Annotated in this window: 14 protein-coding genes and 1 pseudogene; 3 read left to right on the forward strand and 12 right to left on the reverse strand. The window is 47.2% G+C overall.

Annotated elements, in window-relative coordinates; genetic code table 11:
- Nucleotides 1-99 precede the first annotated feature (99 nt).
- The gene (locus tag CZ379_RS21395; protein WP_110933474.1) at nt 100-447 is read left to right on the forward strand and encodes a helix-turn-helix domain-containing protein; all 348 of its coding nucleotides are present in this window, start codon (nt 100-102) and stop codon (nt 445-447) included.
- A gap of 102 nt (nt 448-549) precedes the next feature.
- Here the strand turns inward: CZ379_RS21395 and CZ379_RS21400 are convergent, their stop codons facing one another.
- The 4 genes from CZ379_RS21400 to CZ379_RS21415 form a co-directional block, all read right to left on the reverse strand.
- Nucleotides 550-975, reverse strand: coding sequence for a hypothetical protein (locus tag CZ379_RS21400; protein ID WP_110933475.1), 426 nt, complete (start codon nt 973-975; stop codon nt 550-552).
- Between the two features lie 294 nt (nt 976-1,269).
- Nucleotides 1,270-2,211 carry a malate dehydrogenase gene (mdh, locus tag CZ379_RS21405; RefSeq protein WP_110933476.1) on the reverse strand — a complete coding sequence of 314 codons (942 nt, stop codon included), beginning with the start codon at nt 2,209-2,211 and terminating at the stop codon, nt 1,270-1,272.
- A 20-nt stretch (nt 2,212-2,231) separates the two neighbouring features.
- Nucleotides 2,232-3,527, reverse strand: a complete 1,296-nt coding sequence (gene icd, locus CZ379_RS21410) for an NADP-dependent isocitrate dehydrogenase (protein ID WP_110933477.1) — start codon at nt 3,525-3,527, stop codon at nt 2,232-2,234.
- Between the two features lie 85 nt (nt 3,528-3,612).
- The gene (locus CZ379_RS21415) at nt 3,613-4,725 is read right to left on the reverse strand and encodes a citrate/2-methylcitrate synthase (RefSeq protein ID WP_110933478.1); all 1,113 of its coding nucleotides are present in this window, start codon (nt 4,723-4,725) and stop codon (nt 3,613-3,615) included.
- A 335-nt stretch (nt 4,726-5,060) separates the two neighbouring features.
- Between CZ379_RS21415 and ytvI the strand changes: the two genes are divergently transcribed.
- Nucleotides 5,061-6,179, forward strand: coding sequence for a sporulation integral membrane protein YtvI (gene ytvI / locus CZ379_RS21420; protein ID WP_110933479.1), 1,119 nt, complete (start codon nt 5,061-5,063; stop codon nt 6,177-6,179).
- A 132-nt stretch (nt 6,180-6,311) separates the two neighbouring features.
- Here ytvI and CZ379_RS21425 read toward each other — a convergent pair whose 3' ends face one another.
- The 7 genes from CZ379_RS21425 to CZ379_RS21455 all read right to left on the reverse strand — a co-directional run bounded on the left by CZ379_RS21425 (nt 6,312) and on the right by CZ379_RS21455 (nt 11,794).
- Entirely contained in the window at nt 6,312-6,704 is a 393-nt protein-coding gene (locus CZ379_RS21425; RefSeq protein WP_110933480.1) for an FxsA family protein, read from the reverse strand.
- Between the two features lie 113 nt (nt 6,705-6,817).
- Nucleotides 6,818-7,237 carry an acyl-CoA thioesterase gene (locus CZ379_RS21430; RefSeq protein WP_110933481.1) on the reverse strand — a complete coding sequence of 140 codons (420 nt, stop codon included), beginning with the start codon at nt 7,235-7,237 and terminating at the stop codon, nt 6,818-6,820.
- A gap of 108 nt (nt 7,238-7,345) precedes the next feature.
- The gene (gene pyk, locus CZ379_RS21435) at nt 7,346-8,767 is read right to left on the reverse strand and encodes a pyruvate kinase (protein ID WP_110933482.1); all 1,422 of its coding nucleotides are present in this window, start codon (nt 8,765-8,767) and stop codon (nt 7,346-7,348) included.
- Between the two features lie 132 nt (nt 8,768-8,899).
- Complete coding sequence (locus CZ379_RS21440; protein WP_110933483.1) at nt 8,900-10,000, reverse strand: acetyl-CoA carboxylase carboxyltransferase subunit alpha; 1,101 nt, start codon at nt 9,998-10,000, stop codon at nt 8,900-8,902.
- Nucleotides 10,001-10,894, reverse strand: coding sequence for an acetyl-CoA carboxylase, carboxyltransferase subunit beta (gene accD / locus CZ379_RS21445; RefSeq protein WP_110933484.1), 894 nt, complete (start codon nt 10,892-10,894; stop codon nt 10,001-10,003).
- A gap of 87 nt (nt 10,895-10,981) precedes the next feature.
- Complete coding sequence (locus tag CZ379_RS21450) at nt 10,982-11,170, reverse strand: glutamate decarboxylase (RefSeq protein ID WP_110933485.1); 189 nt, start codon at nt 11,168-11,170, stop codon at nt 10,982-10,984.
- Nucleotides 11,171-11,305: 135 nt separating this feature from the next.
- The gene (locus CZ379_RS21455) at nt 11,306-11,794 is read right to left on the reverse strand and encodes a phosphatidylglycerophosphatase A family protein (RefSeq protein WP_110933486.1); all 489 of its coding nucleotides are present in this window, start codon (nt 11,792-11,794) and stop codon (nt 11,306-11,308) included.
- 155 nt (nt 11,795-11,949) lie between these two features.
- Here CZ379_RS21455 and CZ379_RS21460 point away from each other — a divergent pair.
- A pseudogene (locus CZ379_RS21460) lies at nt 11,950-12,090 on the forward strand (IS3 family transposase); the annotation flags it as partial.
- A 265-nt stretch (nt 12,091-12,355) separates the two neighbouring features.
- On the opposite strand, the gene CZ379_RS21465 reads toward CZ379_RS21460, so the two are convergent.
- The coding region (locus tag CZ379_RS21465; RefSeq protein WP_199925720.1) for a hypothetical protein at nt 12,356-12,641 on the reverse strand (286 nt) is incomplete at its 5' end.

Raw genomic sequence — 12,641 nt, forward strand, 5'->3', positions numbered from 1 at the left:
ATATTAACCCATTTAACGCTTGGAGTAAATACAAACAAAACTATTAGTATATTATCTTTACCTCTCATACTCACTATGGTTAATTACAGGAGGGGTGTTATGGATTATAGATCATTGGGTAAAAGGCTGCGCCAGGAACGTCACAAAATGCATTTGACCCAGGAAAAGCTCGCCGAGAAGATTGAAGTTTCCGATGCGTACATAGGTCAAATTGAGCGGGGCGAAAGGAGCTTGTCGCTAGAAACTCTTGTTAAACTAGCGAATCAATTAGGTGTTACCGTTGACTACTTGCTTCACGATTCCATCGAAATCAATGACGACCATTTCCTGAACCAAATCAACCAGATTATGATTCACCGTTCAGCAAAGGAGAAGCAGTTGGCGCTAGACACAATCAAGATGATATTTACTCACTTAGACGATATGAAAAGTGACAAAGACTCCTGATATTCCCCATACTTAAATTAGTTCGCCGTTACATGAAAAAAACCTCCGCTTTTCGAAAATTCGAAAAGCGGAGGTTTTCATATTTCTTGAAGCATGGTTACATTAGATAATGGTTGAGAACACCATCAAAAAGGAGATCAGGATCACACTAACAGATAACAGCATGCTTAAAGTGCGGAGCTTTCCAGCCTCTGCCGCGATATTCTTGTTCTCGCGGATGCTTCCGATCGCCTGCTTCAACGGTTTAGCTATAATTCCGCCAAGCGCGCCAATGGCTAGGAAGAGAACAACCACTACAATCATCCAAGGTACGGAATAGTTTCCTTTTCCAATCAAGTATCCTCCGGTCAACAGTTGAATAACTAATCCGATTTGGGCGAAGCGATTCAACGATTTAACTGCGGATAGCGTTCCTTCTTGAGCTGCTAAGGATAATTTGCTAACCGCACCGAATACAAATGGCAGTACTAAGTAAAAGCCGAGTGCCATAGCACCGATGATATGAAGAAAAAGCATAACCTGAAACATGAAACAACCGCCTTCCATTTGTCAATTAGATTGATCACTATATAAGACCTATTATAGCCGTCTAAAAGAAAAACGTCTATCAACGTATTTTCTGAGGAGCCAGACCTTATCTAAATGGTTATTTTCCTTGCAATGCAATTACAGAACGGTTCAGCTCTGCTGAACGACATGCAATTTTATAATCTAAGAAAAGAAGGACAACTGTAGAACAGAACTGCCCGTGCTATAGAAAAGCAAACCTTCTCCTAGGAGAGGTTTGCTCATCTGTCATTTATCGAATGGAGTTATTACACTTTAGCCTTGAACGACTGCGATAACATTGCGTACCGAGTCCGCAGATTTATCAAGCGCTGCCTTCTCTTCCGCCGTCAATTCCAGCTCAAACACTTTCTCAATGCCATTTCCGCCAAGAATAACAGGGACGCCCATGAACAGGTTGTCATAGCCATACTCGCCTTCAAGCAGAGCAATGACCGGAAGAATCCGTTTCTTATCCTTCAGGATTGCTTCCGTCATTTGGACGATCGATGCAGCTGGCGCGTAGTATGCACTTCCGTTGCCAAGCAGATTGACAATTTCTCCGCCGCCAACGCGAGTGCGTTGAACGATCGCTTCAATGCGCTCTTTGGAAATCAGCGTGTCGATTGGAATGCCCCCAACGCTGGAGTAACGCACTAGCGGTACCATATCGTCGCCGTGGCCGCCAAGCACGAAGCCGCGAACGTCCTCGACCGATACGTTTAGCTCTTGCGCGATAAATGTGCAATAGCGAGCCGTATCGAGAACCCCGGATTGACCGATAACGCGATTCTTAGGGAAGCCTAATGTTTGATAAGCCGCATATGTCATGGCATCAACCGGATTGCTTAAAATAATGACGGTTGAGTTCGGACAATGCTTCTTCACGTTCTCACACACCGAACGAACGATTCCTGCATTCGTGCTTACAAGATCATCACGGCTCATTCCCGGCTTACGGGCAATTCCCGCCGTAATGATCACGATATCGGAATCGGCAGCATCCTCATAGGAGGATGTTCCTACGATGTTGCTGTCAAACCCCTGAACAGGACTAGCTTCCAACATATCAAGCGCCTTGCCCTTAGTCGGATTCTCCAGTTGCGGAATATCCAACAGAACGACATCACCTAGTTCTTTTTGTGCCAGCATAAGCGCAGTGGTCGCGCCGGTAAATCCGGCGCCGACAACTGTGATTTTATTTCGACGAATGGCCACGTTAGTCAAGACCTCCTACATTACATGTTTTTGATGACTTGATCTGCAAATTCAGAGCATTTCACTTCCGTAGCACCTTCCATCAAGCGTGCAAAGTCATAAGTAACGGTCTTATTGTTAATCGATGTCTCAAGTCCTTTGTAAATAAGGTCAGCCGCTTCCTGCCAGCCCAGATGCTCAAGCAACATAACGCCGGACAGAATGACGGAACCTGGGTTAACAACATCCAGATCCGCATATTTAGGAGCAGTACCATGCGTAGCTTCAAAAATCGCGTGGCCGGTAACATAGTTGATGTTCGCACCCGGCGCGATACCGATTCCACCTACTTGAGCAGCAAGCGCATCAGACAAGTAGTCGCCATTCAGGTTCAATGTCGCAATAACATCAAAATCTGTCGGACGGGTTAATACTTGCTGCAATGCGATATCAGCAATGGCATCCTTAATGATGATCTTGCCGCTGTCCTGAGCTTCTTGCTGAGCCTTGTTGGCAGCTTCTGTCCCGGATTCTTCTTTGATTCGGTCATATTGCGCCCAAGTGAACACTTTATCGCCGAATTCCTCTTCAGCTACTTCGTAGCCCCAGTTCTTGAAAGCTCCTTCCGTGAACTTCATGATGTTGCCTTTGTGTACGAGAGTTACGCTCTTACGGTCATGCTTGATCGCATATTCAACCGCAGCGCGAACAAGACGCTTGGAGCCCTCAGCAGATACAGGCTTGATTCCGATTCCGGAAGTTTCAGGGAAGCGGATTTTGCTTACACCCATTTCATTTTGCAGGAACGAAAGCACCTTTTTCACTTCTTCGGAGCCTTCCTTGTATTCTATACCTGCATAAATATCTTCTGTATTCTCACGGAAGATCACCATATCTACCAGTTCAGGACGTTTCACTGGAGACGGCACACCGTCGAAATAGCGTACAGGACGCAGACATACATACAAGTCAAGCTCCTGCCGCAGAGCTACGTTCAAGGAACGGATACCACCGCCGATGGGTGTCGTAAGCGGTCCTTTGATCGCTACAATATACTCGCGAATCGCAGTCAACGTATCAGCCGGCAACCACTCTCCGTATGTATTGTAGGCTTTCTCTCCGGCGAAAACTTCATACCAAGCGATCTTCTTGTCACCGCCATAAGCTTTCTCTACGGCAGCATCCAAAACACGCTTGGAAGCCTTCCAAATATCACGCCCCGTGCCATCGCCCTCAATGAATGGGATGACAGGATTGTTAGGCACCTGCAGCTTGCCGTCCTGAATTTCAATTTTCTGCCCTTCTGTCGGCAGAGCAAATTTTTCTAATTTCAACATGTTGATGGTTTCCTCCTCGTTTCAATTAGTAATACTTGTCCGGTCTCCATTCTATCATAGATTGAAGACCGGTTAACTATTTCTATTATCTCATATCGATCGGAATGTATCGTTGACTCGTAGGCCCGATATAGTCAGCGCGCGGACGAATGATACGGTTGTCATCCAATTGCTCCAGAATATGCGCAGTCCAGCCGGATAGGCGGCTGATCGCAAAAATTGGCGTAAAGAGGTCGCTAGGGATGCCCAGCAGCGTGTAAACCGAGGCGGAATAGAAGTCCACATTCGGCTTCAATCCTTTTTGCCCAGTTACAAGCTCTTCTACCTTCACAGAAATATCATACAAAGTAGAATCGCCCTTCAAGACGCTGAGCTCGCGGGACATCTTCTGCAGGTGCTTGGCGCGGGGATCTCCGTTCTTGTATACACGGTGACCAAAGCCCATAATTTTCTCCCGATGATTCAGTTTGTTCTGAATGTAAGCCTCAGCCTTATCCAGCGTACCGATTTCGCTCAGCATGTTCATGACGGCTTCATTCGCTCCCCCATGCAGAGGGCCTTTTAGCGTGCCGATTGCCGATGTAATTCCAGAATAAATATCAGACAGGGTAGCAATGGTAACGCGCGCCGAGAAAGTAGATGCATTAAGCTCGTGATCCGCATGGAGCACAAGCGCTTGATCCAGAGCGCGAACCGCAACCTCATCCGGCTTCTCACCGGACAGCATGTAGAGGAAATTGTATGAGAGCGATACATCTTTAAGCGGAGCAAGCGGCTCCTTGCCGTCCCGGATACGCGCGTAAGCAGCGATTAGCGTTGGTAATTGAGCCTGAAGCTTAATCGCCTTCAGTTGATTGCTCTCCCGGGAAATATCATTTGCTGTCTCATCATACAAAGCAAGAGCCGACACGGCGGTCCGCAGCACGGCCATCGTATTCGCGTTATTCGGAAACAGCTTCATCTGCTCCAATACCGCTTGCGGCACTGCTGCGTAATCGCTTAGCTGCTGCTGCAGCGTCAGCAATTGGGATTTCGTAGGTAATTTGCCGTACCAAAGTAAATAAGCGGTCTCTTCATAACTTGCCCGTTCTGCCAAATCATCGATATTAATGCCGCGATAAGCGAGAACGCCGTCATGGATGGAGCTAATCGAGGATGTAGCCGCCACAATACCTTCGAGGCCTTTAGTAGCTGTCATAGTATATCTCTCCTTTGTAACGAAATTATGATCAAACTTGCGGATGAAAACATTTACATTTTAAAAGATTAAAATTTTTGAAATATGGCAGGAGTACGCCTAAATAATTATTAAGCCGCTCAAATTACCCCCTAAATCATCATACTGGATTTCGGGAAGCAAGGGAACAATCTGAGGGAAAGCCGTTTATCAAAATGTTTTATCACTATTATAAAGAATTTTTGTAAACGATTTCAGATTGCAATGACAAATGTCACTACAAACAAACTTTGATAGGTTTTCGTCATACTCGTCCCATTCGATGAATAGAATAAGACAGGGGGAAGGTGGGACTTATGGACAATGTACTCTTTAAGCGCGCGTTGCGAGGAACCTGGGTTTGCCTGCTGCTGGTTGCTCTATTGCTGGCGGCCTATTGGCTTGTTCCACTACTTTATCCCTTCCTCATTGCCTGGCTTGTCGCGTATATTATGAATCCTTTCGTTTCATGGGTCGAAGACCATTTGCGCCTGCCCCGCTGGCTGGCCGTAACCTTTGCTTTGCTCGTCTATTTTGGAAGCATGATCATTGTCTTCTCGGCAGCTATAACGAGACTGGTCAAAGAATTAATCCATGTCACAGACTCCTTGGATCTAAGCATCGAGAAATGGAAGAATATCATTTTGGAATGGAGCCAGAATGAGAAGCTTCAAAACACTATGGGCGAGATTAATCGCTTTATTGCCAGCCATCCCGGCTACTCCAATACGCTGCATAAAAACATCGATTCCACAGCTGTGAATATAAGCACCGCCATTTCCCGTACTGTCGCCAGCCTATTAAACGGTGTCGTTAATTTGTTGACCTCGCTGCCCAGCATTGGCATCATTCTGCTTGTTATTTTGCTCGCCGCCTTCTTCATGAGTAAAAATTGGAATCAAAACTGGCTTTTTCTCGCCCGCCTCATTCCCGGGCCGTTTCAACAAACTGCCCGAGAAATTTGGATTGATCTGCGAAAAGCGTTATTCGGCTACCTGACGACACAATTTATCATGATCTCAATTACGGCTGTCATCGTGCTGATTGGACTGCTTATTCTTGGGGTCGAGTCCGCCTTCACCTACGCTATTTTGATCGGATTCGTAGATCTTCTGCCTTATCTCGGTGTCGGAACGATCATGCTTCCCTGGCTCATATACGCCTACATCAGCGGAGATTTTACGCTTGGAATCGGACTGTCGATCCTTTACGGCATCATCCTCGTTGCCCGCCAACTGATTGAGCCGAAGGTGCTTGCCACAAGCGTAGGTCTGGAGCCGCTCCCTGTATTGATCGCCATGTTCGCGGGGCTCAAGCTATTTGGCGTGCTTGGACTGATCATAGGCCCTGTATCCCTGGTCATTATGGGCGCCGTTATTCGCGCCGGGGTCGTACGCGATTTACGCAACTATATTATGAACGGTCGGCTTCGCTGAACACTCCGTTCACCTGATTAGAACAGCCTCTCAGCGAAGCGGCTTTTTTTCTTGGGGTTAAAGCTCCTGATTATACATAAACAAGCAGAGCCGAACTCCTAAGAGTCCGGCCCTAGAACCATATGAGTATTTTTAACGGCGAAAAAATGTAATTTTACCCTCTTTAATTTTCTTGCCGATCCATTTCATGAGCAGCAGTCGATAGATCGGTCTCGTCAATGGAAATACCATCGTAAAACCAATGATATCTGTAATAAAACCAGGTACCAGCAGCATGATGCCGCCTGCGAATACGCAGATTCCGTCCAGAACCATTCGCCCAGGAACCTGTCCTCCGCTCATTTGTGCTTTCGCGTCAATCATGACCTTACGTCCTTCGAACTGCATCATCAGTCCCCCGATAATCGAGGTAGCCAGGGTAAGAAAAATCGTCTTGCCAACTCCGAGTCGTTCACCTACTTCGACGTAAGCCCAAAATTCGGCGACAGAAATCAGAGCAATAATGACAGGGATCCATTTGCGCATGTAATAACTCCTTTACATAAAGCATCCAGTCGGATGGGAATGGTCACATCAATTGAATATTGAATATTGGAACTTTTACTTAAAGAGTATTTTACAGGTTCATGCGCACTTTTTCAAAGTTTGCTTGCTTCATCGAATGCTGCGTACCAGTCGGGAAACACTTTTTTGAAAGCAACGGGTTTAAAATCCTCACGCCTCACCACATAATGGGAAGACCTTCCTTCAACGCAAAGCGTGCCCTCTCCGTTAAAAAGCTCATATCCGTACACTGTTTTGACGCCGCCGTTATCCAGAATACGGGTCTTAAGAACGACCTCATCCCCATAGGTGATTCCCTTATGATATTTCACGTTCATTTCATGAACCGGAGAAATATAGCCAGCTCGCTCCATGTCGATATATTTGAACCCGAGATCCTCGCATAGCTTCGTTCTTCCCATTTCAAACCACCCCAAATAGTGGGCATGGTAAATAATACCCATCATATCAAACTCAAAGTATTTAGGAACGATCACTTGCTCGCTGACGTGCATGGTACCCCTCTCCTTCTGCTCAGGAAACAAAAAGCAATGGTTTCCGCTTAACCGGAATGCCCATTGCCTTTGTCCATTTATCCTCAATCGTATATAAGCTATCGCAAACTATTTACGAACTTGGCCAATTTTAACCAGGTTCGTGGAACCGGAACTACCAAGCGGTACCCCTGCTGTAATCACAACAAGATCTCCTTCTTTGACCACGCCGCTATCGAGTCCGCCTTTCATGGCTTTATCGAACATCTCATCCGTTGAAGAGGCTACATTCCCTTTTACCGGCGTAACTCCCCAATTCAAGGCTAGACGACGCAGCGTATTGTCCTGCGTAGTAACAGCAATAATCGGAGCCTTCGGACGATACTTGGACACCATACGAGCCGTATAGCCGGTTTCCGTAGATGTAATGATCGCCTTAGCGTTCAGTTCAAGCGCAGAATTGGCAACCGCCTGGCTGATCGCTTCCGTAACTGTAGTTTGCTGTGCATTGCTTTGCTTAATGAAAATTTCACGATATTCCAGCGCAGACTCTGCTTTTTCTGCAATGCGGGACATCGTCAATACGGATTCAACCGGATATCTACCAGCTGCTGTCTCACCAGACAACATGATCGCATCAGTGCCGTCAAAAATAGCATTCGCTACGTCGCTTGCTTCCGCGCGTGTCGGTCTTGGGTTGCGCTGCATGGAATCCAGCATTTGCGTTGCTGTAATGACCGGTTTGCCTACGCGGTTACATTTCTCGATCATTTTCTTCTGGGCAAGCGGTACGTCTTCTGCTGGGATTTCAACCCCAAGGTCTCCACGAGCAACCATCAAACCGTCGGAAACCTCCAAAATTTCGTCCAGATTGTCAATCCCTTGCTGGTTCTCGATTTTGGAGATGATTTGAATATGGGCTGCATTGTTACGCTCAAGCAATTGACGGATTTCAAGAACGTCGCTAGCTTTACGCACGAAGGATGCGGCAACGAAATCGATGCCCTGTTCAATCCCGAAAAGAATATCGTTAGCATCTTTCTCTGTGATGCCCGGAAGGGAAATGTCAACTCCAGGAACGTTAACGCCTTTCTTGCTCTTAATTGGACCGCCGTTAATCACGCGGCACTTGATTTCCGTACCTTGGATATCAACTACGGTAAGGCCAATCAATCCATCGTCGATCAGAATGGTTGAACCTGCTTCCACGTCTCGCGGAAGATTTTCGTAAGTGATTGAGATGCGATCCTTGTCGCCGAGAATTTCCTCCGTCGTCAAGGTAATGAATTCATCCTGCACTAGCTCAATCGGTTCTTCCTTCAATTTGCCGGTGCGGATTTCTGGACCTTTCGTATCCAACAGTATGGCGATTGATTTCCCCAGCTCCTCGCTCGCTTGACGAATCACTTTGATCCGATTGCCATGCTCCTCGAAATCTCCATGGGAGAAGTTCAGGCGAGCGACGTTCATTCCGGCCATGATCAGTTTCTTGGTGTTCTCTAACGATTCACTTGAAGGACCGATAGTACATACGATTTTTGTTTTGCGCATTTGGGTTTCCTCCGTTTTGTTTTGTTCTCTCTATATCGTCTTTTCCAACATCTAAATTTACTATAGTTTTCCCATTTTGTATAGGAAGTTTGTCATATCGTCAAGATCTCAGTCATTTTATTCCTTTTTATGCTACTCATTACCCACTGTCGCGGCGTCTGCTACAGTGTTCTTTTCCAAGTCTTTTTCTAATTCTCCTGCGGATGGTTCGGATGTGTCCGCTGAGGGAGGACTTTCGGCTTCAGTTGCCGGTTCTTCCCGGAGCTTCTCGAATTTGCGCGCCTCGGCAAAATGTCCGATTTTACGGAACTTTAGATACCTGTCCTCCAGAAGCTCGTCCGCATTCAATACGGACAAATCCTCAAGCTGACGAACCAACGCCGACTTGATTGATTCTGCAGTGGACTCATAATCCCGATGTGCTCCGCCCCTTGGTTCAGGAACGATTTCCTCGATAACTTCCATGGAGAGTAAATCCTGGGCCGTAATTTTCATCGCTTCTGCCGCTTGATCGGCTTTCGAGGCATCCTTCCACAAAATAGAAGCCGCCCCATTCGGGGAAATGACAGAGTAAATGGCATTCTCCAGCATAACCACCCGATTTCCCACGCCTAAAGCGAGAGCGCCCCCGCTGCCGCCTTCGCCGATGACTACGCAAATAACGGGTACGCGCAGCATAGCCATATCGCGAAGATTTCGCGCTATCGCCTCAGACTGCCCTCGTTCTTCAGCAGTAATCCCGGGATAGGCTCCCTTCGTATCGATGAAAGTAATAATCGGGCGTTTAAATTTATCAGCCTGCTGCATTAAACGCAGCGCTTTGCGGAATCCTTCCGGATGCGGACTGCCGAAGAAACGGGCTATATTGTCCTTCGTATCCTTTCCTCGCTGCTGACCAATAACCGTAACCGGAATGCCGTTCAACTTGGCCAATCCCCCTACGATGGCCAAATCATCGCCGAATACCCGATCACCATGCAGTTCGATGAAATCAGTAAAAATAAGGTTGATTAAGTCTAGTGACGTAGGGCGCTGATGATGGCGCGCCAAGTGCATCTTCTGCGAAGGCGAAATATTGTCATAAATCTCATCCTCAAGCCGCTTATAGCGCTCCTCAAGCCTCGCGATTTCTTCCGAAAAATCAATTCCCTTCTCATTGCCGAACTGCTCAAGCTCCTGGATCTTCTCACGAAGCTTCACGAGGGACGTTTCAAAAGGCAATTCTCCAGCCACTTATACTCCTCCCTTCACGCCGTGTAGATCAAGCAGCTTGCATAGCGTCGCTTTGATCTCTTTGCGGTGGACGACCATGTCGAGCTGTCCATGCTGCAAATTGAACTCTGCAGTCTGGAAGTCATCCGGCAGCTTCTGGCGGATCGTTTGTTCGATGACGATCCGGCCCGCAAAGCCGAATACCGCTCCAGGCTCGGCGATAATAATATCTCCAAGCATGGCAAAACTAGCCGATACGCCCCCTGTGGTCGGGTCCGTAATGACCGAAATGTAGAGTCCACCCTGTTCATTTAGCCTAGCTAGAGCAGCGCTTGTTTTAGCCATTTGCATCAAACTGAGGATACTTTCCTGCATGCGGGCTCCCCCAGAGGTTGAGAAAATAATAAGCGGAAGCCGCTGCTCTATAGCAGCCTCAATCGCCCGAGTAATCTTCTCTCCGACGACGGAACCCATGCTCCCCGTAAAGAAATCGAAGCTCATGACAGCTACGATCGTAGGCAGCCCTCCGATCGTGCCTTGTCCAGTAACCACTGCTTCGCGAAGGCCCGATTTCAGCGTCTGCTGCTCCAGCTTCGTCGCATAGCCTGGAAAGTCTAACGGATCCACAGAAATCAAGTCAGCATCATATTCGACAAAGCTGCCCTCATCCAGCGTAATGCGAATTCGGTCAAGCGCATTCAAGCGCATGTGATATCCGCATGAAGGACATACCTTCAGGTTCTTTTCCAGTTCTTTGCTGTATTGGATGCTGCCGCATTTGCCGCATTTATTCATCAGGCCTTCTGGAATTTCGCGTTTGGGTCTTTCCTCCGGCTGTACACTGTCTTCCTTCTCTAGACTTCCTGAAGGAATGGTCGCGTATTTTCTTTTTTTATGGAACAAATCTTTAAACACAACTACACCTCTTCAGCCGTTGATTTAATAGGCCGCGCCTACAGTCAAGGATACATCGCTTTTACTGATTTGCCCTAACTTTGTACTCTAAGGATGCAAAATAGAATTCAGCACTTCTTGAACCTCTTCGAGCTCGCCCGAAGGAACCAAAATTTCAAACTGCTGTTTCGATAAATTGACAGGACGTGTTTGGACGAGAAAGCCTTCTTCCGTAAGCCTTGATTTAATCATATCCGCAATTTTGGCGGTAGGCGCAATGTACATTACAGTCCACATGTCCTTACCAAAGCCCCCTAACCTTTCGTTTTGAGCCCGTATAATAGAGTAATGATAACATAATTTTCAAAAATCCCGCAACAAATGGGTGCAAGCTAAAATGCGATTCGCCAGGGGAGTCGGCAAATACGAGCTCTAAGTCGTGGAATAACTGTTCGCTGAATCGCTTTTATGGGCAATCCGCGCCGAGGCAGCAGCCGCAAGTCCTGCGACCAAATCATCAAGATAAACGTGAATCCGTTCTCCCTTCTCATTCAGTTTACCTATAATTTGGGGCTTTACCTTGTCCAGATAACCGAAGCTGGTCAGCCCGATCATCCCGAACACACTAGTAATCCCCAGCGCCATCGTTTCATCAACCCCATAAAGCGGCTCATCCACCTCCATAATCGTCTGCAACGGCTCCGGAAGCAACTTCCTCTCCGCCATTTCATCCAGGGCAATGCCTGTATATAACGTATATTGAACTTCTCTTTTCTGCAAGACCGCCTTCACGCTATCCAGACACTGCTCCATCGTCAAATCCGCATGATAAACACTTTGCAGCGAGTACACAATCTCGGCAATATCCTCCAAAGCAACCCCTCTGCGGAGCAGCTGAGCCTTTGCGATTTCATACGACATCTGTCATTCCTCCCGCATCCTTCAATATGCTTTACGCACAACAGCATGTTCAGTCCGAATAAACATGTAGGACAACGTAATTCAGGTGTTCCTAAGTGTATGCAAAAGCACGCCAAAATGTTCATAAAACTATTGCCAAAACATTTTAATAGAACAAGCGATGTGAGACACTGGAGGAACTGAAAAAGGAAATTAAAGAGTACATGCACTATTACAACCACTACCGTTACCAGTGGGATTTAAAGAAGATGACCCCTGTTCAGTACAGGGATCATCTTCTAAAGCAAGCATCCTAGTCTTTTTAAAAATGTCCTTTACAAGGGGTACAGTTTATAAAAGAATACGGCTCTTTTATAGCTCCTTCATAACTTGCGGTTCAGTAAACTCTAGCTACTGATCTCTATGGCGCTTTAAGAAGCCTCTAAAATCACGCCTAACGGCTTCAATCAGTTCGGTCATATAAATTCACACCTTCTACCGCTGCAGGCGTTACAGATGGCGTAGGGGCTTCAAGCGGGCATTGGTATTGAAGCACAGTGCACTTGCAAATTCACTATCGCCTTACTTAATTTTCACAGTTCCTGCTCCCAGCATCTCTTCCATCTGATGGAACAGTTCCGGCGACGGTTTGATGTTATAGCGCTCACTCAGCGCGAGCAGCTTCCCGGTGCTCTCATAATAGAGCACCGTAGCGACAGGGCCTGGATGAAGCTGAAGCAGCTCCTTCAGCTTCTCCAGCAGGCGGGCGTTCTCCGCCGCCGCCGAGATCTTGATGAAGACGCGCTGCGCCGGCGTCTTCACATCGCGAGCGGGCGCTGCTGCTGCCGCCCGCTCAAAGGGCTGCCCG

It is taken from the genome of Paenibacillus bouchesdurhonensis (genome assembly GCF_900155685.1).
Lineage (GTDB): Bacteria > Bacillota > Bacilli > Paenibacillales > Paenibacillaceae > Fontibacillus > Fontibacillus bouchesdurhonensis.

What these genes read in the sequence shown, in the direction of transcription:
- ytvI (WP_110933479.1), top strand. Translation starts at nt 5,061, where the DNA reads ATGGACAATGTACTCTTTAAGCGCGCGTTGCGAGGAACCTGGGTTTGC.
- CZ379_RS21395 (WP_110933474.1), top strand. Translation starts at nt 100, where the DNA reads ATGGATTATAGATCATTGGGTAAAAGGCTGCGCCAGGAACGTCACAAA.
- CZ379_RS21455 (WP_110933486.1), bottom strand. Translation starts at nt 11,794, where the DNA reads ATGTCGTATGAAATCGCAAAGGCTCAGCTGCTCCGCAGAGGGGTTGCT.
- CZ379_RS21430 (WP_110933481.1), bottom strand. Translation starts at nt 7,237, where the DNA reads ATGCACGTCAGCGAGCAAGTGATCGTTCCTAAATACTTTGAGTTTGAT.
- CZ379_RS21425 (WP_110933480.1), bottom strand. Translation starts at nt 6,704, where the DNA reads ATGCGCAAATGGATCCCTGTCATTATTGCTCTGATTTCTGTCGCCGAA.
- CZ379_RS21450 (WP_110933485.1), bottom strand. Translation starts at nt 11,170, where the DNA reads ATGTGGACTGTAATGTACATTGCGCCTACCGCCAAAATTGCGGATATG.
- pyk (WP_110933482.1), bottom strand. Translation starts at nt 8,767, where the DNA reads ATGCGCAAAACAAAAATCGTATGTACTATCGGTCCTTCAAGTGAATCG.
- CZ379_RS21400 (WP_110933475.1), bottom strand. Translation starts at nt 975, where the DNA reads ATGTTTCAGGTTATGCTTTTTCTTCATATCATCGGTGCTATGGCACTC.
- icd (WP_110933477.1), bottom strand. Translation starts at nt 3,527, where the DNA reads ATGTTGAAATTAGAAAAATTTGCTCTGCCGACAGAAGGGCAGAAAATT.
- CZ379_RS21415 (WP_110933478.1), bottom strand. Translation starts at nt 4,725, where the DNA reads ATGACAGCTACTAAAGGCCTCGAAGGTATTGTGGCGGCTACATCCTCG.